Raw genomic sequence first — 20,302 nt, forward strand, 5'->3', positions numbered from 1 at the left:
TTCCGGGGCAAGCCGAAGGCTTGAGCCCGGAACCCATGCACACCGGCCATGCCGAGGAATCCTGCATCATCGAACGGAGATATATGGTCTGAAACCTGAGTTCATGGGTTCCGGGCTCATCGCTGCGCGCTGCCCCGAAATGACGAGGTGGGGCGAATGACCACCGCCATGCTCGTCTCCATCCTGATGACCCTGATCGCGGCCTCGACGCCGCTGCTGCTGGCGGCGCTGGGCGAGCTGGTCGCCGAGAAGGCCGGCGTGCTCAATCTCGGCGTCGAGGGCATGATGCTGTGCGGCGCGGTCGCCGGCTTCGCCGTCGCCTTCTCCAGCGGCTCGACGGCGCTAGGTCTCGTCGCCGCGCTGCTGGCCGGCGTCGCCGCCGCGATGATCTTCGCGGTGCTGGCGCTCTCGCTCGGCGCCAACCAGGTCGCGACAGGCTTGGCGCTGACGATCTTCGGCATCGGCGCCTCCTCGCTGATCGGCGCCGGCTTCGTCGGGCGCACGGTGCAGCGGCTCGGGCCGGTCTTCCCGGCCGCGCTGTCCGAGCATCCCGTCCTGCGCGTCGTCTTCGGGCAGGACATCCTGGTCTATCTCTCGCTCGCGCTGGTGGCGGGCGTCGCCTATGTGCTGCGCCGGACGCGGGCGGGGCTGATCCTGCGCGCGGTCGGCGAGAACGACGCCTCCGCCCATGCGATCGGCTATCCGGTGATCGCGATCCGCTATGCGGCGGTCGCCTTCGGCGGCGCGCTCGCCGGGCTGGGTGGAGCCTATTTCTCGCTGGCGCTGACGCCAATGTGGGCCGACCGGCTCACCGCCGGGCGCGGCTGGATCGCGCTGGCGCTGGTCGTGTTCTCGGCCTGGAAGCCGGGGCGGCTGCTGCTCGGCGCCTATCTCTTCGGCGCGGTGATGACGCTGGAACTGCAGGCCAAGGCGGCGGGCGTCGCCTGGCTCGCGCCGGAGGTGCTGGCGATGGCTCCCTATCTTGCGACCATTGCGGTTCTGACCATGATGTCGTTAGGACGAAAGACCGGCCGGCTCGACGCGCCCGCCTGCCTCGGCAAACCCTTCTCGGCGTCCTGACGCCGCAACCGACAACGGGGAGTTCAACATGACCAGCATCATCACCCGCCGGAGGCTGACCTTCGGCGCGGCCGCGGCCTCGACCCTGCCGATCCTCGGCCGCGGCGCCTCGGCGCAGGCCCCGCTCGGCGTCGGCTTCATCTATGTCGGTCCGATCGGCGACCACGGCTATAGCTGGACCCACGACCAGGGCCGCCTCGCGCTGGAGAAGGAATACGGCGCCAAGGTCAAGACCAGCTTCATCGAGAACGTCGCCGAGGGTCCCGACGCGGCACGCGCGCTGCGCCAGCTCGCCCAGGCCGGCAACCAGCTCATCTTCGCGACCTCCTTCGGCTTCATGAACCCCACGATCCAGGTCGCCAAGCAGTTCCCGAAGATCAAGTTCGAGCACGCCACCGGCTATATGCGCGCCGAGAACGTCGCCACCTACGACGCCCGCTTCTACGAAGGCCGCGCCGTGATCGGCACCATCGCCGGCCATATGTCGAAGACCGGGCAGGCCGGCTATGTCGCCTCCTTCCCGATCCCGGAGGTGGTGATGGGCATCAACGCCTTCCACCTCGCGGCGCGCAAGGTGAACCCGAACTTCAAGACCAAGGTGGTCTGGTGCTCGACCTGGTACGACCCCGCCAAGGAGGCCGACGCCGCCAAGGCGCTGATCGACCAGGGCGCCGACATGATCACCCAGCACACCGACTCGCCGGCCCCGCTCCAGGCGGCCGAGCAGCGCGGCGTCTACGCCTTCGGCCAGGCCTCCGACATGCGCTCCTTCGCGCCGAAGGCCCATCTCAGCGCCATCGTCGACGACTGGTCGGGCTACTACATCAAGCGCGTCAAGGAGGTGATGGACGGCTCCTGGAAGAGCGGCGCCGTCTGGGGCGGCATCAAGGACGGCTTCGTCAAGCTCGCGCCCTATAACGACGCGGTGACACCCGAGGCGCGCAAGGCGGCCGACGAGGTCACGCAGGCCATCGCGTCGGGCAAGCTCCACCCCTTCACCGGCGAGCTCAAGGACCAGAAGGGCGAGGTCCGCGTCAAGGCCGGCGAGACCGCCACCGACGAGATGCTCTCGAAGATGGACTGGTACGTCGACGGCATCCAGGCCTGATCCCGTCAGGGGCGGCGGGCGCGGTTTCGCGCCCCGCCGCCACCGCCGAATCAGGGCGCCGCGCGCGGGCCCGCCTCCTCCCTTCCGCCTCCCGCTCTCGCCGAAAACGCAAAAATCCGGCGATTCGGCACGGAACGAAGCCGTTTCCTGTGCGTATCTAGCGCCGTGGGCATCGTCTTTCCGCAATAACCATGGCAACTGCCTGAGTTGCGCGCCGCGAATATCTCATCGCGCGGTCGCTCGTGACGGCATCTGACATGAACGACCGCAGTCCTGTACGCGACGCCTATCACACCTTCTCAAGGAGGATTTCATGACCAAGAACGAACTGATCGCCGCGATCGCGGAGGAGACCGGGAAGACCAAGGCCAACGTTTCGGCCATCCTGACCTCCCTTGGCGCGACCGTCGCCAAGACCCTGAAGAAGGGCGACGACGTCACGCTCGGCGGCATCGGCAAGCTCTCCGCCGCCAAGCGCGAGGCCCGCGAGGCGCGCAACCCCTCCACGGGCGCCACCATCAAGGTGCCGGCCAAGACCGTGGTGAAGTTCAAGGTCACCAAGGACCTCGCCGACGCGGTCGCGTAAGCCTGCGGATCGGAATCAGGCAGCGTTCGCGCACCCGATGCGGGCGCTGCCTGGGGCCTTTCGCCGGGGCCGGACTTGACCCGGGCAGCTTCCCCGCGGGATTCTCAGGGCCTGACGCCGCATTGCCCGAGAATGAAGCAAGCGCATGTTCCTTCGCCTCTTCACCGATCTGCGCGCCAACAAGGTCCCGGTCACCCTGCGGGAATATCTGACGCTGCTCGAAGGAGTCGAGGCCGATCTCGCCGAGCACAGGGTCGATGAATTCTACTACCTCGCCCGCGCCACGCTGGTGAAGGACGAGCGTCATCTCGACAGGTTCGACAAGGTCTTCGCCCAGGTCTTCAAGGGCATGGAGACGCTTCAGCAGGCGATCGAGCAGGCCGGCATTCCCGAGGAATGGCTGCGCAAGCTCGCCGAGAAATTCCTGACGGACGAAGAGAAGGCCCAGATCGACGCGATGGGCTGGGACAAGCTCTGGGAGACGCTGAAAGCACGCCTCGAGGAGCAGAAGGGCCGCCATCAGGGCGGCAACAAATGGATCGGCACCGCCGGCACCTCGCCCTACGGCGCCTATGGCTACAATCCCGAAGGCATCCGCATCGGCCAGGACAAGAACCGCAATTTCCGGGCGGTGAAGGTCTGGAACAGGCGCGACTTCAAGGATTTCGACGACGGGCGCGAACTGGGGGTGCGCAATCTGCGCGTCGCGCTGCGGCGCCTGCGCCGCTTCGCCCGCACCGGGGCGGCCGAGGAACTCGACCTCGACAACACCATCGCGGAGACCGCCAAGCACGGCTATCTCGACCTCAGGCTCCGGCCGGAGCGGCACAACGCCGTGAAGGTGCTGCTCTTCCTCGATGTCGGCGGCTCGATGGACTGGCATGTCGAGCTGGCCGAGGAGCTGTTCTCCGCGGCGCGGGCCGAGTTCAAGCATTTCGAGCATTTCTACTTCCACAACTGCCCTTATGAGCGTGTCTGGAAGGAGAACCGCCGCCGCCACGAACAGCAGATTCCGACCTGGGAGGTGCTGCGGACCTATCCCGCCGATTACCGCCTCGTCTTCGTCGGCGACGCCTCGATGAGCCCCTACGAGATCGCGATGCCCGGCGGCTCGGTCGAGCACTGGAACGAGGAAGCCGGCCAGGTCTGGATGGAGCGGCTGGTCGGCAAGTTCCCGAAATCGGTCTGGCTCAACCCGGTCCAGCAGCATCTGTGGAGCTACACCCAGTCGATCCGCCAGATCGGCGGGCTGATGGGCGGGCGCATGTTCCCGCTGACCCTGGACGGGCTCGACGGCGCGATGAAGCTGCTGGCGCGCTGACGGGCGTTTCGAGCCGCTTCCCTTCAGCCGCCGGAATGCTCTAACTGCGAGCCATGACCGACGACCCCGACGACGCCCCGGCCCCGAGCTGGCGCCAGCGCCCGAAGCCGGTGGGCTTCGAGATCCTCTACAGGCTCGACGGCGACGTGCTGGAGATCGACCGCACCCGCGCGGTCGACCGCGTCCGGCTCGGCGCCGTCGAGCAGGTCCGCTTCGTCTTCGCGCCGGGCAACATCTCGGCGAAGGGCTACCGGACGCAGTTGCGCCTCCGGGACGGCAAGAGCGTCACCTTCGGCAACCTGTCCTGGCGCTCCATGACCGATCTCGACCGGGACGATGCGCGCTACCACCGCTTCGTCTCGGCGCTGGCGCAGGCGATCGCCAAGGCCAATCCGCGGGCGCGCTTCATCGGTGGCAAGCCGCGGCCGATCTGGCTCGGCATGGCGCTCGTCGGCGGCCTGTCGCTCGCCATGATCGTGTTCTTCGCGCTGCGGGCCTTCCAGGAGGGCCAGACCCAGGCCGGCCTCTTCGCGCTTCTGCTGCTGGCGGCTTCGGCCTGGCAGGTCTGGCCGCTGATCGCGCTCAACCGGCCGCGCGAGCTCGCGCCCGGCGAGGTGCCGGACGAGCTGGTGCCGGGACGGACGCCCGGCGCCTGAGCCGTTTGCGGCCAAGCATCGGCCCGAAAAGCGGAACCTCGTTTTCGGGAAAAGCCGATGCAAGATCAAACGGCTGGAGCATCGGACGGATTACGATATTCAGCTCGATACTCTAGCGGACCACCAGCACCGAGCATTTGGCCCGGCGAACGATCGCCGAGGCGTTCGAGCCGATGACATAGGCCAGCATGCCCGGCTCATGCGAGCCGATGACGATGAGGTCGGCGCCGCTGGCGTCGGCCTCGGCCAGAACCTCGCCATGCACCGAGCCGATCAGCACCTTGGCCGAAACCTGCTCGGCCGGCAGGTCGATCTTGGCGGCGAGCTCGGCCAGCTTGGCCTCGGCGTCCTGCTGCTGCTCGGCGTCGAAATCGGCCGGTACGAATTCCATATAGGTGACCGGAACCAGCGAGCGGACATAGACCAGCCGCACCGTGCCCCCGGAAGCCTTGGCGAAGGAGACCGCGCTGGCGATGGCCGGCTGGGCGAGGTCGGCCTCGGCCAGATCGACGGGAACCATGATCGACTTGTACATCGCGACCTCCTCAAGGCTGGTTGCAGCACCATCCTGAAGTCTGCCCGACCCGGCGCATTGATCCAACGCAAAAATGGGCAGTCGGCAACAGGCCGTCGGTGCACGGCTGCTCCGGCAGTTTCCGACTGCCTGCTCCCGACCGCCCCTATCCTTGCCGCTCGGGCGTGCGGACCACGAGCCCGTCGAGCTCCTCGCGGATGCGGATCTGGCAGGAGAGGCGCGAGTTCGGCCTGACGTCGAAGGCGAAGTCGAGCATGTCCTCCTCCATCGGCTCCGGCTGGCCGACCTTCTCCATCCAGGCCTCGTCGACATAGACATGGCAGGTCGCGCAGGCGCAGGCGCCGCCGCATTCGGCCTCGATGCCGGGAATCTCGTTGCGGACAGCGGTCTCCATCACGGTCGCGCCGACCTCGCCCTCCACGGTGCGGCTTTCGCCATGTGCATCGATATAGGTGATGTTGGGCATGCGGGTCTCCGAAGCGGCGCGTCCGCGCGCAGCCTTCGCGCGGGGAGGAACGACCGGCTCCGCTTAGAGCATTTCCAGTCAGCGCGAAACGGCCCTCGCGCAGCGGCGGGTTGTCTAGGCCGCGCAGTCGGAGCGGCAGATCACCGCGCGCGCCTCGGCGGCGGCGAGGGCGAGCGCGTCCATCGCCGCCTCGGTGCCGCGCTGGTCGGGAGCCGCGAGGCTCTGCTCGATCCGCTCGGCGGCCTCGGCGACCTGCCAGGCGCCGACGGCGCGGGCGGCGCCCTTCAGGCTGTGCGCCGCGTCCAGCCGCGCCTGGGTGTCGGCGCTGCCGTGGATGGTGCGCAGATGCCGCGCGCATTGCTGGGCGAAGAGCGTGAGCAATTCGCGCTCGAGCGCATGGTCGCCGCCGGTCTGGCGGGAGAGATGCGCGGTGTCGATGGCCGTCTGGGGCATGGCGAACTCGAAAAACGCATGAACGCATGGACATCGCCGGGCCGCCGGGGCGGTCCGACCCCCTCCAGGAAGCGCCTTGATGGTGAACGAGGCGTTAACGACGTTTGTGAATCAGGCACTCAAATGGGTTTCCAAGGGTCTGGGGCTTCAGTACCCTTCCAATTGGTAAATGATGGGCGCAGTGTCCCCTCTCCCGGCCAGAGGCGGCCGGGACGGCGGGACATGTGTTCGCGACCATCTTCAGTAGCGTGGCGAGGCGGCAACCATGAATCGACCCAAGAAGCTCCAGGATCCCACTGAAGCTGCGATGTCGGCGATCGAGGAGGCGCTGCGCCTCGAGCAGCTGCAGGGCGAGACGGAGACTCCGGTCGCGGCCGAGCCGCGCCTGCCGACCACCAGCGAGAACGACCTGAAGCTCGATCTGCCCCGCGTCGAGCCCGCCGCGGCGGCGGCCGCGCCGCCGCCGGCGCAGCAGGCGCCGCAGCCTGCCCGCCCCGCCATCGCCCCCGACACCAGCCGCGTCGCCAATGACGACCGGCGCGATTCCAGCTCGCTCGTCCAGGCCTTCGCCGTCCGACCCTCGCGCAAGCCCTACTGGTTCGCCGCGCTGGCCTCGCTCGCCTGGCTGGGCGGCGCCGCCTTCGTGCTGCTCCACCGCTTCGGCTCCTTCAGCGACGGCCTGCCGGAGCCGGTCGCCTCCTTCGGCATCGGGGAGTGGACCCTGCTCGCGCTCTCGATCGGCGCGCCGGTGGTGTTCTTCTTCGTGCTCGCGGCGCTCTATCGCCGCACCCAGGAGATGCGGCTGATCTCGCGCGCGATGACCGATGTCGCGCTGCGCCTCGCCGAGCCGGAGGTGGCCGGCGCCGATTCCGTGCTCTCGCTCAGCCAGACCATCCGCCGCGAGGTCGCCGCCATGGGCGACGGCATCGAGCGCGCCGTGGCGCGCGCCGGCGAGCTCGAAACCATCGTCCGCGGCGAGATCTCGACGCTGGAGCGCGCCTATGCCGACAACGAGATCCGGCTGCGCTCGCTGATCGACGAGCTGGTGACGCAGCGCGAGGCCGTGGTCGGCAATGCCGAGCGCGTCAAGCTCGCCATCAGCGGCGCGCATGAAGGCATCGCCAGGGATCTCGACGGCGCCAGCCGCAGCATCGCCGAGGCCATCGCGCAGGCCGGCGACCGCGTCACCGGCTCGCTCGGCGCCAAGGGCGACCAGATCACCCAGGCGCTCGGCCGCGCCGGAGAAAAGATGATCGAGGAGATCAGCGGCCGCAGCCACGACCTCGTCGAGCGGCTGCAGGTCACCTCGGGCGAGGTCTCCGAGCGGCTGGCCGGCGCCAGCGACACCCTCTCCACCATGCTCGACGGCCGCGCCCAGGAGATCGCCGGCTCGCTGGAGAAGACCGGCCTCGCCCTCACGGCGGGCCTGACCAGCGAGGCGCAGAACGTCACCCGGGCCATCAGCGAGACCGGCATGCAGGTCGCGGAGACGCTGACCGCCCGGGTCGCGACCGTCAACGAGACGCTGAAGACCACCGGCGAGACGCTGGCCAAGGACATCTCCGCGCGCGGCGTCGAGGCGGCCGAGCGCTTCGAGGTCAGCAGCCGCAGCATGGTCTCGCTGATCGAGAGCCAGAGCGAGGCGCTGCAGCAGCGGCTGGCGGAATCGGGCGAAGCCCTGCGCAGCGCGCTGTCCAGCGAGGGCGAGAGCGTCACGGTGCGCCTGACCGAGGTCGGCCGCGGCGTCAACAACCTGCTCACCCGCCAGAACGAGGCCATCGCCGCGCGCCTCAACGAGGTCGGCGAGACCGTCCACAACCTCATCGGCACGCATGGCGACGCGCTGGTCGGGCGCCTCAACGAGACGGTCAAGACCGTCGACGACGTGCTGCGCGAGCGCGGCGAATCGATCGTCCTGCGCGTCAACGACGCCGGCCAGTCGCTCGGCTCCGCCGTCGACAGACATGGCGATACGCTGACCCACCGCATCACCGAGGTCGCCGACCGGGTGAACGGCCTGTTCAACGAGCATGGCGGCAAGCTGGTCACGCGCCTCAACGAGACCGGCGAGACCGTCCATGCCTTGCTCGACCAGCAGGCCGATGCGCTCGTCGGGCGCGTCTCGGGCGCCGGCCGCGACCTCGCCCAGCTCGTGGGCGAGCAGAGCGACAGCGTCGTCGCCCGCGTCTCCGGCGCCGGCGCCGATGTGGCGCGGCTGCTGGAGGAGCGCAGCGAGGCGCTGGTCTCCAGCGTCTCCGGCGCCGTCAACGCCGTCGAGACCCGCCTGCGCGACGAGAGCGAGATCCTGGTCACCCGCCTGACCCAGGCCGGCCAGGACGTCAGCCGCGTCGTCGGCCAGGAGAGCGAGCGCATGATCTCCGGCCTGTCGGAGACCGGCGAGCGCGTCAGCGCCCTGCTCGAGGAGCAGGCCGGCGCCATGACCGTGAAGGTTTCGCAGGCCGGGCTCGAGCTCAAGGACCTGCTCGGCAGCGAGAGCCAGGCCGTGGCCAGCCGCATCGCCGATGTCGGCCGTTCCGTGCACGGCATCCTGTCGGAGCGCAGCGGCGCCCTGATCAGCCGCCTCGCCGAGACCGGCGAGAGCATCGACCGGACGCTCGACGAGCGCGGCCTGGCGCTGGCCTCCCGCATCACCGATGCGGTCGAGGGCGCGCGCGCCGCGCTGGAGCAGCAGCAGACCGGCTTCCTCGCCAGCGTCGGCGAGACCGGCGAGAAGGTCGGCCAGCTCCTCGGCGAGCAGCGCGAGACCATGGTCCGCGACCTCGTCAGCACCGGCCGCGAGGTCCACACCTTGCTCGGCGAGCAGAGCGAGGAGCTGGCGCGCCGCATGACGGAGGCGACCCGCACCCTCACCGAGACGATCAATGTCGACGGCCGCCATGTCGCCGACCGGGTCGTCGAGGCGACGCAGGGCCTGCGCGACACCTTCACCGTCCATGCCGAGGACGCCCGCACCATGCTCGCCGGCACCGGCCGCGAGATCGTGCTGGCGCTGACCCAGCAGGGCGGGCGCGTCAACGAGGCGCTCACCGCCAACGCCCAGTCGATGCTGCGCTCGGTCGAGGACCGCGCCCAGGCGCTCACCGAGGCGCTGGCGCTGCGCCACGACGCCCTGACCAGGCTCTTCGACGAGCGCGGCAGCGAACTCGTGCTGGCGCTGAGCGACCAGAGCGGCCGCGTCGGCGAGGTGCTGGCCGCCAACGCCGACACCATGCTGCGCTCGGTCGAGGAGCGCGCCCAGGCGCTCACCGACGCGCTCGCCAGCCGCCACGACGCGCTGAGCCGCCTCTTCGACGAGCGCGGCCACGAGATCGAGTCGGCGATCGGGGTGCGCCTTAGCGCGCTCTCGCATCTCTTCGACAGCCAGGGCCGCCAGGTCGAGGAGAACCTCGCAGCGCGCCTTTCCGCCTTCGAGGACCTCATCGTCCATCAGGGCGGCGCGCTCACGGCCAAGATCTCGGGCGACGCCCGCGAGCTCACCGAAGCGCTCAACACCGGCATCGCGCAGGTCGAGAAGCTGATCTCGCAGGACGGCGTCTCGCTGGCCGACAAGGTCGGCACCCGTGCGCTGGAAGCGGCCGAATTGCTCGCCAACCGCACCCGCGAGGCGGCGGACGCAATGGAAGGCCAGATCAAGCTGTTCGAGGAGCGCTCCGGCGCCAAGAGCGCCGAGATCGCCGGCGCGCTCGACAGCCTGATCGCCCGCATCGACGGCAGCCTCGGCTCGCGCGCCACCGCCCTCAACGAGGCGCTGGTCGAACGCACGGTCGACATCGCCCGCGTGCTGGCGGAAGGCGGGCGCGAGGTCACCCGCGCGCTCGCCGCCAAGGCGGACGAGATCGGCGAGGTCGTCACCTCCAAGAGCGAGTCGCTCACCCGCACGCTCAGCGACAAGGCCGACACGATCAACGCCACGCTCGGCGGCCGCGCCCTCCAGATCGCCGACACGCTCGACCAGAGCGTGGCGCGCTTCGAGGAGCGCGTCGTCGGCCGGCTCGATACGGTCTCGCACACGCTCGACAGCCGCGGCGAGGAGATCGCGACGACGCTGCAGGGCCGCTCCGAGGCGATCGCGGCCGCGCTCAGCGAGCGGGCCCAGGAGCTGCGCGCCCTGTTCGAGCACAATGGCAGCGGCATGGTCTCGGCGCTGGCCGAGCAGAGCGAAGCCCTCGCCGCGGCGCTCAACGAGCGCGCCGAGCAGTTGCGCACCCTGTTCGACGATCGCGGGCTCGGCATCGTCGCCGCCCTCGGCCGCCGCGGCGACGCGATCTCGACCGCGCTCGACACGCGGGCCGAGCAGCTCCGCGCCCTGTTCGAGGGCAAGGGCGGCGACATCGTCGCGGCGCTCGGCCAGCAGGGCACGGCCATCTCGCATGCGCTCGACGAGCAGACCGACACGCTGCAGGCGCTGTTCGACCGCAAGGGCGCCGTCATCGTCGATGCGCTGGAGCGCCATGGCGAGACGGTCTCCGCCTCGCTCGACGAGCGCACCGAAGCGCTGCGCGCCCTGTTCGACGCCAAGGGCGGCGGCATGGTCGACGCCCTCGGCGAGCGCGGCGAGGCTCTGGCCGCCGCCTTCGCCGCGGCGGGCGAGACCGTCGTGCGGGCTCTCGAAGCCCGCGGCAACGCCGTCGTCGCCGGGCTGCGCGATCGCGGCGCCGCGATCGCCGATGCGGTCGAGGCCTCGTCCAACGCGCTGCGCGAGACGCTCGAATCCGGCTCGCGCCAGTCGATCGAGGCGCTGGTCGGCACCAACGAGCAGTTGCGCGAGGAGCTGGGCGGCATGCTCGGCCGCCTCGGCGAGGCCAACAAGCTGATGCAGCAGATCGTCAATGGCGCGAACAAGAACCTCGCCGCCGTCGAGAACGGCCTGTCGACCCGCGTCGGCGAATTGCAGACCGTGATAAGCACGGTGATGGCGGAGGCCAACCGCGCCTCGCAGCAGGTCACCGCGCAGATCGCCGATCTCAAGGGCTTCTCGGAAGGCACGCTGCGCGACGCCACCGCCCTCATCGCCCAGCTCGACGACAAGGGCACCTCGCTCAGCGAGGTCTCGCAGGCCAGCAGCGCGGCGCTCAACGCCGTGGTCGGCCGGCTGGAGCAGGTCGAGGCCCGCGTCGGCAAGGCGCTGGCCGAACGTCGCGACTCTCTGGAGGAGCTGCATGGCCTGATCAGCAGCCGCACCGAGGATGTCGAGGCGATCACCCGCTCCTTCGCCTCGCTGATCGACGAATCGCTCGGCACCGCGGAAGCCCGCGCCCGGCAGATCGGGGCCGTGCTCTCCGACTCGGCCGAGGCGACGACCAGCGCCATCGCCCAGCAGTTCGAGACGATCCGCGCCACGACCGGCAAGGAGCGCGAGCGCACGGCCGAGGCCCTGCGCGCGGCCTATGCCGAGGTCACGGCCGAGATCGGCAGCGAGCTGTCCAAGGTCACCGAGCGCTTCCAGAAGGCGGCGCAGGACATGCGCGGCGTCACCGGCGAGATCCAGCGCGAGCTGGAAGCCACCCGCGCCGAGCTGAAGCGCGGCGTGCTCGAGCTGCCTCAGGAGACGCAGGAATCGACCTCGGCCATGCGCCGGGTCGTGGCCGAGCAGATCAAGGCGCTGAACGATCTGACCGAGATCGTCACCCGCGCCGGCCGTCGCGGCGACGTCTCGCTGCCGATCGACCATGGCGCTCCGCGCCGGGCGACCGCAGCGGCCCCTGCCCCTGCCCCGGCGGCCCCGGCCTATGCCGCCGCGCCGCCGTCGCCCAAGCCGGCGGCGGTCGAAGGCCCTGCCCTGCGCCCGTCGCTCGACGCCACGGCCGAGCCGGTCCGCGGCGAGCCCGCGGCACGGAGCGCAGCGGCGCAGGCCGAGCCGAAGCCGGCGCCCCGCCCCGCCCCGGTCCAGGAGGGCCCGCGCCGGGCGTCCGAGCCGCAGCAGCCGGCCAAGTCCGGCTGGCTCTCGGACCTGCTGGTGCGCGCCTCCCGCGAGGACAAGGCGCCGGAGGCGAGCAAGCCGACGACGCATTCGATCGAGAAGCTCGACTCGCTTTCGGTCGACATCGCGCGGATGATCGACCATGACGCCGCCGTCGAATTGTGGGACCGCTACAAGCGCGGCGAGCGCAACGTCTTCACCCGCCGGCTCTACACGCTGCAGGGCCAGCAGACCTTCGACGAGATCCGCCGCAAATACCGGCGCGACAACGAGTTCCGCGAGACCGTCGACCGCTATATCGACGAGTTCGAGCGGCTGCTCGGCGAGGCCTCCAAGGACGACCGCGACTCGATGGTGGCGAAGACCTACCTCACCTCGGAGACCGGCAAGGTCTACACCATGCTGGCCCATGCCAGCGGGCGCTTCGAATAGGCGCCGCGCCGCTCGGATCGCGAAAACGACGAAGGCCGCCCCCTCCGGGCGGCCTTCTCCCTTTCGAGCCTATGTTGTCCGGCCATCGGGCGGGTCATCCCGGGCGGAACCCTCGGGTGCGATCTTCGATCGGCCCAAGGATGAACTCCGCGACGATCCGGGGCGACGGTGCATGATCGATCGGCGTCAGGCCGCAGCCTCGAACCGGATCTCGCCGCCGTTCAGAAAGCATCTCTTGTCGAAGAGCCGCAGATCGACCGGATTGGGCAGGTGGATATCGGTGATGTCCGGAAACGGCTTGGCCGCGGGATCGTAGGACCGGTCGACCTGCGAGAGCAGGACGATGATCAGTCCGCGTTGGCGGGCCAGCGCCTTGAGGTCGCCCACCTGCCGCGACAGCTCCGGCCTATCGCGGCGCTGATCGAGCAGTTGCAGATAGTCGATCACGGCGAGCGTGCCGGCCGGCGCCGCCGCCAGCGCCGCCCCGACATAATCGGCGCTGATCGCATCGGAACAGTCGAGATCGAAGAAGCCCGCGAGCTCGCCGGTTTCGAAACCGAGCGCACGCAGGCGCTCGACCACGTCGCCCGGCGTATATTCCAGCGAGAAGAAGGCGCTCCGGCGCCCTGCCCTGGCCGCCTCGGCGGCAAGCGCGAGGCTGACCAGCGTCTTGCCCTGCCCCGGACGCCCTGCGACCAAGACCAGATCGCCCGGATCGAGCCGGCGATAGAGCGCCGTCGCCACGCTGGCGACGGGTTGCCTGGCCGCCAGCAAGCTCCATCTCCGATAGCCTTCGGCCGTGGCGATGCGGTCAAGCGCGGCGTGGAGCGGGATCTGTTCGCGACGATGCAGGAGCTTCGCCCTGCGTTTGAGGTGATGGATCGGCACCGGGAGCTTCATGCGGAGACCTCCTATTGCGGGCCGACGGCGCAATCCCTCCTCATGCGTAGAGCCCGAACAGTCGGTCGGAACGTCTCGAAGGCCCCGCATGCCGATGCTTCCCCGCTGGAGGGGGGCGGCTCGGGCCAAGCCGTGCGCAGAACCTATCGCGATTCGCCGCGCCGGGACATGGCCGGGCGGCCCGCCGAACGGCGGTTCAGCGCGCCCAGCGGACGATGTCGATGAGAACCTGCGACAGGGCGCGGTCGAGCGCCCGTGCCGCGCCCGGCCCGTCCATCGCGCCGACCGGGACGCGTGCCGAGAACAGGCGCGCCCGCTGGATCCGGCCGCTGGTATCGCCGACGATCTTGGCGGTGATCTCGACCACGGCCGCGCCGGACGCCGCGTCGATGTTGAAGCTGCGGATGTCGGTCACGAGCTGGAGGCTCGGCGTGATGCCCTGCCCCGGCGCCGAGACGGAGCCGATGCGGCTGGCGTTCTCGAAAGTCTGGATCAGCCGGGTCTGCACCAGCGCCGGCACCTGGTCCGCCCATTGCGCCCCGCCGAGGAAGGAGAGCGCCCCGCTCGAATCCTTGACGATCACGCGGTCCGAATCGAGCGTCTGCACGGCGGTCGGGCGCGCGACGACCAGGGTGGCGTGCGAGCCGCCGACCCGTCCGAAGCCGCTCGGCGCGCTGAGGTCGAAGGTCGTCGGCGTCGGGCCGCCGCCGCAGCCGGCCAAGGCGAGCGCCATGGACAGCATCGCGACGGCGCGGAGACCGCGCGGGCCGCGGCCGGTCGTGACAGTCTGGGAGGCCTCGATCGTCATCGGCTAGCGGGATCCGTTGTACTGGGGAAGCGGCGGCTTGCCGCCGAAGATGAACTGCTGCGGGTTGCGTTCGAAAGTCCGCAGGGTGCGGTTGAGTTCCGTCAGCACGCGCTTGGCCTCCGAAACGGTCGAATCGACATTACGCAGGCCCGAGCGGGTGAAGCGGTTGATGCCGACCGAGATCTCGGCGGTGCGCTTGTCGAGATTGTCGGCCAGGACGCGGATCGACTTCGCCGCATCCGCGACCTCGGTCAGGGCGCTGCGGCCGTCGGGGCCGGAGGCCGTGTTCAGGAAGGCCTGCGCGCCTTTCAGCACGCCCTCGACCTGGTCGGCGGCGCGGTTGAGCTTTTCGGTGATCGAGGCGACGTCCTTGACCGCCTTGCTGACGTCCTCGCTGGAGCCGCCGAGCGCGCCGGTGAACTTGTCGACATTGTCGACGATGTTCGCGACCTTCTGCCGGTCGACCGACTTGACCACCTCCGTCAGCTCCTCGCTGAGGCTCTGCAGCTTCTGCGACAGCGGCTGAATGGTGTCGGCGATGTTGCCGAAGCCGGCCATCAGCTTGTCGAGACCGTCGGAGTTCTTGCCCAGCGCCTCGGAGAACTTCTCGACATTGCGGACCGTGTTGTTGATCGGCCCCCGGTTCTGCTGGATCAGGCCGTCGAGCGAGGCCAGCACTGTATCGGCCCGCTGCGCGACGTTGCGGACGGTCTCGATGATGTCCTGCAATTCGGAGCGCTCGGCGATGATCGTCGGCATCGGCTCGCCGGGCTTGGCCTGCAGGACCGGCGCATCGGGCGCTCCGCCGATGAGCTGGAGCGCGACCACGCCGGCGAGCCCCTGCGCCTCGATGCGGGCGCGGGTGTCGTCGCGAACCGGCGTGGTGGCCGACACCTGGATCACGGCGTAGATCCGGCGCGGATCGTCGGGCTGGAGCTCGATATTGGTGACCTCGCCGACGCGCAGGCCGTTGAACAGCACGCTCGAGCCGCGGCCGAGCCCCGTCACCGAGCCGGTGAAGATGACGCGGATGCTCTCCCGGTGCCCGGCGCCGCCGCTGTTGAACCAGTAGACGAAGCCGAAGGCCGCCGCGAGCACCGCCAGGGTGAAAAGGCCGACAAGGGCGTAGTTCGCACGCGATTCCATGGTCTAGCCGTTCTGCTCCCGCTCCCCGGCGGGCTGCCGGGCCATGGCGCGCTCTCCGCCGAAATAGGCTTTCAGCCACGGATGGTCGGATGCCAGCATCGTGGCCAGCGGGCCGACGGCGATCACCTTCCTGTCCGCCAAGGCGGCGATTCGGTCGCAGGCATCATACAGGCTGTCGAGATCGTGGGTCACCATGAACACGGTCAGCCCCAGAGTCTGCTTCAGCGTGACGATGAGATCGTCGAACTCGGCCGCGCCGATCGGGTCCAGCCCCGAGGTCGGCTCGTCGAGAAAGACGATCTCGGGGTCGAGGGCGAGCGCACGCGCCAGCGCCGCACGCTTGATCATGCCGCCCGAGAGCTCGGAGGGCGCCTTGTCGGCGGCGTCCTGCGGCAGGCCGACGAGATCGAGCTTCACCATCGCCAATTCGTCGAGCAGGTCCGGCGGCAAGGCGAGATATTCCCGCATCGGCACCTGGATGTTCTGCTTCACGGTCAGGGCCGAGAACAGCGCGCCCTGCTGGAACATCACGCCGATGCGCCGCTCCAGCCGGCGCCGCTGCTGCGACGCGAGCCGGTCGACGTTCTCGCCGAAGATGTCGATGGTGCCGCGCTGCTTGCGCACCAGCCCGAGGATCGTGCGGGTCAGCACCGACTTGCCCTGGCCGGAGCCGCCGACGAAGCCGAGGATCTCGCCGCGCATCACGTCGAGGTCGAGCCCGTCCATGATGACCTTCTCGCCGAAGGCGACCTTGAGGTTGCGCACGCGGATGACGACCTCGGGCGCCTGCCGGCCGGAGGGGTCACCATCCTCGCCGTGCCGTGCCGCCGCGGGCCTGATGCCGTGCTCGCCCATCGTCAGAACTCGATCGAGGCGAAGAACATGGCGAAGAGCCCGTCGACGACGATGACCATGAAGATCGCCTTGACCACGGAGGCCGTGACCTGCCGCCCGAGCGACTCCGCCGATCCCTTGACCGCGAGGCCCTCGATCGAGGCGATCAGCCCGATGATGAAGGCCATGAACGGCGCCTTGATCAGGCCGACGGCGAAATGCTTCCAGGTGATGACGGATTGCAGCCGGGCGAGGAAGGTGTCGACGCCGATGCCGCCATAGAGCCAGGCGACGAGGCCGGCGCCGGTCAGGCCCGCCATCGAGGAGATGAAGGTCAGGATCGGCAGCGAGATGATCAGCGCCAGGATGCGCGGCACCACCAGCACCTCGATCGGGTCGAGCCCCATCACGCGCAGCGCGTCGATCTCCTCGCGCATCTTCATCGAGCCGATCTCGGCGGTGAAGGCTGAGCCGGAGCGGCCGGCGATCATGATCGAGGTCAGCAGCACGGAGAGCTCGCGCAGGACGAGGATGCCGGTCAGGTTCACGACGAAGGCGGTCGCGCCGAACTGCTGGAGCTGGAAGATGCCCTGCTGCGAGACGATGCAGCCGACCAGGAACGAGATCAGCATGATGATCGGCGCGCCGTTGAAGGCGATCAGCTCGATCTGGTTGACCAGCGACGGGCCGCGGAACTTGCGCGGCCCGAGCACCACCGCGGACGAGGCGACCACCACCTCGCCGAGGAACATCGCCCCGCCGACCATGTCGCGGCCGAAGCGCACCACCGCCTCGCCGATATTGGCGAGCAGGCCGACCAGGCTGAAGCGATCCGGCGGGCGCAGCTTGTCCTGGTCGTGGACCTTGACCTCGGCGAGCAGGACGCCGTGCTCCGGCCTGCGGCTGACGATCTCGAGCGAGGCGCCGCCGCGCTGCTGCCGCGCCTTCAGCCGGTTGAGGACATAGGCGCCGAGGGTGTCGAGCCGGGTGACGTCCGAAAGATCGAGGCGGACCGGCACGCCCCGCTGCAGATGGGCGGCGATCTCGCCGATCAGCTTCTCCAGCCGCGGGGCGCGATCGGCGCTCCAGGACCCCGCGAGCGCGACCGAAAGGGTCCCGGCCTCGTCGCGGTAGATCGCTTGCGGCTCGGCAGTGTCAACGCTCGGCATCTGCCCGTGATGTCCCTCACCCGACCGAACGGCAATCTCCTGCCGCCTCGGCACCGTCCGGCGCCGGATCCACCCCTGCCGTCCTGTATTGCCGCGCCGGCCGCGCTTGGCAAGCCGAGGCAGCCCCGCCGGGGCGCCGCCCGGCCCCGACCGTTGCCCAACCGCCATAGCCGAGGCGCGAAGCGACCCTGTTGCCCCAAGGGCAGCAGCAGCAATTCCTTAAGCAATCGTCGCGCAGGGTTGCCGAATCGTCATCCGCGGCCGCGCTGATTCGGCCCCTTGATCGAAGGCAGTCCGGTCATGAGCGACGCCCGCTCCCTGACACCGCTGAGCCAGGCCGATTACGACGCCATCGAGGCGGCGGTGCTGGAGACCGCCCGCGGACGCTGGTTCATGGCCGAATATGCCAGGCGCAACCGGCAGGCCGACACGCTCCAGCTCCTGAGCGCCATCGGCCGGATCGAGCGCGTCGTCGGGCTCGGCGTCCAGGAGACCAGCCGGGACAGCGGCCTGATCGAGGCCGCGGCCCTGATCAGCGACCTGCGCGCCGATCTCGAACGGATCAGCGGCAGGACGCAGGAGCGCTCCTCCGGCCTCGCGGCGCAGATCGAAAGGGCGGCGGGCGCCATCCTCGGCGCCACAGAGAGCATCCAGGAGGTCGGCTGGAACCTGCGCGAGAGCGGCGCCGATAGCGGGCTCTGCGACAGGCTCGACCGGCATGCGGCCGAGGCCTGCCAGGCGGTCGGCCTGGTCGACGGCCTCGTCCAGCGCATCGACAAGATCGCCGACACGATCGCCATGCTGGATTCGAGCCTGCGCGCCTTCGGCGAGGTCGCGCGCGATCCGAGCCCGCATTACCTGACGGCGACGGAGCTCGCCGGTCTGCCGCCCCGCGCCGAGCGCAAGCCGGACCGGAATCCTGCGGACGCGGCCGGAGCCGGGAGCGACCGGCAGGCCCATCAGATCGACGACCTTCCGAACGGCGCGCCGCGCATCGGGACGATCGAACTGCTCGACGACGACATCGTCTTCAGCGAGCCGCCATCGGCGCGGCCCGCCACGGCCGTCCCGGGCTCGTCCGAAACCGGCCTGCGCGAGATCGACGCCCTGCCGGTCGAGCGCAAGCTCGCCTTCTTCGCCTGAGCGGGGACGCCAAGCGCGCCGCCTCAGTTCTCCCGCCGGATCGCGCTTTCGTGCCAGCGGCGCAGCAGGAGATGCGAGATCAGGCTCGTCGCCAGGAAGATCGCCACGCCCGAGAGCGAGATCATCGCCAGCGCCGCGAAGACGCGCGGGATCTTGAGCTGGTAGCCGGCCTCGAGGATGCGATAGGCCAATCCCGAGGCGTTGCCGCCGGTTCCGGCGACGAATTCGGCGACGACCGCGCCGATCAGCGCCAGGCCGCCCGAGACCTTCAGCCCCGCCAGGAAATAGGGCAGCGCCGCCGGCAGCCTGAGATAGCGCAGGGTCTGCCAGCGGCTCGCGCCATAGAGCTCGAACAGGTTGACGAGGTTGTGGTCGGCGGCGCTCAGGCCGAGGATGGTGTTCGACAGGATCGGGAAGAAGGCGACGATCCAGGCGCAGATCAGCAGCGACAGGTCGATGTCGTCGGCCCAGATGATGATCAGCGGGGCGATGGCGACGACCGGCGTCACCTGCAGCACGATGGCATAGGGCAGAAGCGCCATCTCCAGCCATTTCGACTGGCTGAACAGCACCGCCAGCGCCACGCCGACCACCACCGCGGCCGCCAGCGCCAGGAAGGTGATGCGCAGCGTCACCCAGAGCGAGACCGAGAGCGTCGCCCAGTCCGCCACCAGGGTCTGGCCGACGAGCAGCGGCCCGGGGAGCACATAGGGCGGAATCCCGTTCCAGCGCACCGCGAACTCCCAGAGCGCCAGCACCAGCACGCCGATGGCGAGCGGCGCGAAGATGCGCGGCCAGATGCCGGCGGGCAGGCCGAGGAAGCGGGGCTCCGCCGGAACGGGCAAGGCCTCGGCCGCGGCGGAGGCGCGCGCGATGCTGTCCTGGGGCGTGCTCATGAGCCGATCGCTTCCTCGAGCTTGCCGGATGCGATCCGGCAGAGATGGGCGTATTCGCCGGAGGTGCGGAAGAGTTCGTTGCGCGGATAGGGCGCGTCGACCGGCAGATCGGCCATGACGCGGCCGGGCCGGGCCGCCATCACCACGATGCGCTGCGAGAGATAGACCGACTCGAACACCGAATGGGTGACGAAGACCGCGGTGAAGCGCTCATGCGCCCAAAGCTCCAGCAGATCGTTGTTCAGCCGGTGGCGCGTGATCTCGTCGAGCGCGGCGAAGGGCTCGTCCATCAGCAGGATGCGCGGCTTCATCACCAGCGCCCGCGCGATCGAGACGCGCATCTTCATGCCGCCGGACAATTCCCGCGGATAGGCGCGCTCGAAACCGGCGAGGCCGACCAGCGCCAGCATCTCCGCCGCCCGCGCCTCGGCCTCGCCGCGCGGCACCTTCTTCAAGGTCAGCGGCAGCATGACGTTGGCGAGCGCGTTCGCCCAGGGCATCAATGTCGGGTCCTGAAAGACGAAGCCGAGATCGAAGCCCCGCCCCGCCGCGCCCTCGTCGCGGCCGGGCCAGGCGATCGTCCCCGCCGAGGGGGCGCCGAGGCCCGCGATCATGCGCAGCAGGGTCGACTTGCCGCAGCCGGAGGGGCCGAGCAGGCTGACGAACTCCCCCGCCGCAAGGTCGAGATCGACGTCGCGGACGGCGAGCGTGCCGTTGCCGAAACGCTTCGAGACGCCGCGCAGGGCGACGAGCGGGGCGGCGCCGGCCGGCAGCGTGCCGCCCGCGCCCGATAGTGTGACAGCCGTCATCGAAACTGGTGATCCGCCG

Annotated in this window: 16 protein-coding genes and 1 pseudogene; 7 read left to right on the forward strand and 10 right to left on the reverse strand. The window is 69.8% G+C overall.

Features of this window, described 5'->3' with window-relative positions; all coding sequences use genetic code 11:
- Positions 1-156 precede the first annotated feature (156 nt).
- From ACWH43_RS16260 to ACWH43_RS16280, 5 genes and pseudogenes are all read left to right on the forward strand, one after another.
- On the forward strand, positions 157-1,080 hold the full coding sequence (locus ACWH43_RS16260; RefSeq protein WP_158445483.1) for an ABC transporter permease: 924 nt from the start codon (positions 157-159) through the stop codon (positions 1,078-1,080).
- A 28-nt stretch (positions 1,081-1,108) separates the two neighbouring features.
- Positions 1,109-2,188 (forward strand): BMP family ABC transporter substrate-binding protein, encoded by a 1,080-nt coding sequence (locus tag ACWH43_RS16265; protein WP_158445482.1) that lies wholly within the window; start codon positions 1,109-1,111, stop codon positions 2,186-2,188.
- 307 nt (positions 2,189-2,495) lie between these two features.
- Positions 2,496-2,774: pseudogene (locus tag ACWH43_RS16270) on the forward strand (HU family DNA-binding protein); the annotation flags it as partial.
- A 145-nt stretch (positions 2,775-2,919) separates the two neighbouring features.
- Complete coding sequence (locus tag ACWH43_RS16275) at positions 2,920-4,095, forward strand: vWA domain-containing protein (protein WP_158445480.1); 1,176 nt, start codon at positions 2,920-2,922, stop codon at positions 4,093-4,095.
- A 53-nt stretch (positions 4,096-4,148) separates the two neighbouring features.
- Positions 4,149-4,751: a hypothetical protein gene (locus ACWH43_RS16280; protein ID WP_158445479.1), complete on the forward strand. Its 603-nt coding sequence runs from the start codon at positions 4,149-4,151 to the stop codon at positions 4,749-4,751.
- A gap of 112 nt (positions 4,752-4,863) precedes the next feature.
- Here the strand turns inward: ACWH43_RS16280 and ACWH43_RS16285 are convergent, their stop codons facing one another.
- The 3 genes from ACWH43_RS16285 to ACWH43_RS16295 form a co-directional block, all read right to left on the reverse strand.
- Positions 4,864-5,286: a universal stress protein gene (locus ACWH43_RS16285; protein WP_158445478.1), complete on the reverse strand. Its 423-nt coding sequence runs from the start codon at positions 5,284-5,286 to the stop codon at positions 4,864-4,866.
- 145 nt (positions 5,287-5,431) lie between these two features.
- Complete coding sequence (locus tag ACWH43_RS16290; protein ID WP_158445477.1) at positions 5,432-5,752, reverse strand: 2Fe-2S iron-sulfur cluster-binding protein; 321 nt, start codon at positions 5,750-5,752, stop codon at positions 5,432-5,434.
- Between the two features lie 114 nt (positions 5,753-5,866).
- Positions 5,867-6,205 carry an Hpt domain-containing protein gene (locus tag ACWH43_RS16295; protein ID WP_158445476.1) on the reverse strand — a complete coding sequence of 113 codons (339 nt, stop codon included), beginning with the start codon at positions 6,203-6,205 and terminating at the stop codon, positions 5,867-5,869.
- A 265-nt stretch (positions 6,206-6,470) separates the two neighbouring features.
- On the opposite strand from ACWH43_RS16295, the gene ACWH43_RS16300 reads away from it, so the two are divergent.
- Entirely contained in the window at positions 6,471-12,578 is a 6,108-nt protein-coding gene (locus ACWH43_RS16300) for an apolipoprotein A-IV repeat region-like domain-containing protein (protein ID WP_158445475.1), read from the forward strand.
- A gap of 186 nt (positions 12,579-12,764) precedes the next feature.
- Here the strand turns inward: ACWH43_RS16300 and ACWH43_RS16305 are convergent, their stop codons facing one another.
- From ACWH43_RS16305 to ACWH43_RS16325, 5 genes are all read right to left on the reverse strand, one after another.
- On the reverse strand, positions 12,765-13,478 hold the full coding sequence (locus ACWH43_RS16305) for a DNA helicase (RefSeq protein WP_158445474.1): 714 nt from the start codon (positions 13,476-13,478) through the stop codon (positions 12,765-12,767).
- A gap of 196 nt (positions 13,479-13,674) precedes the next feature.
- A complete protein-coding gene (locus ACWH43_RS16310; RefSeq protein WP_158445473.1) occupies positions 13,675-14,286 on the reverse strand; it encodes an ABC-type transport auxiliary lipoprotein family protein in 612 nt (203 codons plus the stop codon).
- 3 nt (positions 14,287-14,289) lie between these two features.
- Positions 14,290-15,432 (reverse strand): MlaD family protein, encoded by a 1,143-nt coding sequence (locus ACWH43_RS16315; RefSeq protein WP_158445472.1) that lies wholly within the window; start codon positions 15,430-15,432, stop codon positions 14,290-14,292.
- 3 nt (positions 15,433-15,435) lie between these two features.
- The gene (locus ACWH43_RS16320) at positions 15,436-16,287 is read right to left on the reverse strand and encodes an ABC transporter ATP-binding protein (RefSeq protein ID WP_158445471.1); all 852 of its coding nucleotides are present in this window, start codon (positions 16,285-16,287) and stop codon (positions 15,436-15,438) included.
- Between the two features lie 2 nt (positions 16,288-16,289).
- The gene (locus ACWH43_RS16325; protein WP_158445470.1) at positions 16,290-17,435 is read right to left on the reverse strand and encodes an ABC transporter permease; all 1,146 of its coding nucleotides are present in this window, start codon (positions 17,433-17,435) and stop codon (positions 16,290-16,292) included.
- A 300-nt stretch (positions 17,436-17,735) separates the two neighbouring features.
- On the opposite strand from ACWH43_RS16325, the gene ACWH43_RS16330 reads away from it, so the two are divergent.
- A complete protein-coding gene (locus ACWH43_RS16330; protein ID WP_158445469.1) occupies positions 17,736-18,578 on the forward strand; it encodes a hypothetical protein in 843 nt (280 codons plus the stop codon).
- Positions 18,579-18,601: 23 nt separating this feature from the next.
- Here the strand turns inward: ACWH43_RS16330 and ACWH43_RS16335 are convergent, their stop codons facing one another.
- Both ACWH43_RS16335 and ACWH43_RS16340 read right to left on the reverse strand, forming a co-directional pair.
- Positions 18,602-19,474 (reverse strand): ABC transporter permease, encoded by an 873-nt coding sequence (locus tag ACWH43_RS16335; RefSeq protein WP_158445468.1) that lies wholly within the window; start codon positions 19,472-19,474, stop codon positions 18,602-18,604.
- Positions 19,471-20,283 carry an ABC transporter ATP-binding protein gene (locus ACWH43_RS16340; protein ID WP_158445467.1) on the reverse strand — a complete coding sequence of 271 codons (813 nt, stop codon included), beginning with the start codon at positions 20,281-20,283 and terminating at the stop codon, positions 19,471-19,473. Before ACWH43_RS16340 ends, ACWH43_RS16335 begins: the two co-directional genes overlap by 4 nt.
- Positions 20,284-20,302 lie beyond the last annotated feature (19 nt).

Source organism: Allobosea minatitlanensis, assembly GCF_964020775.1.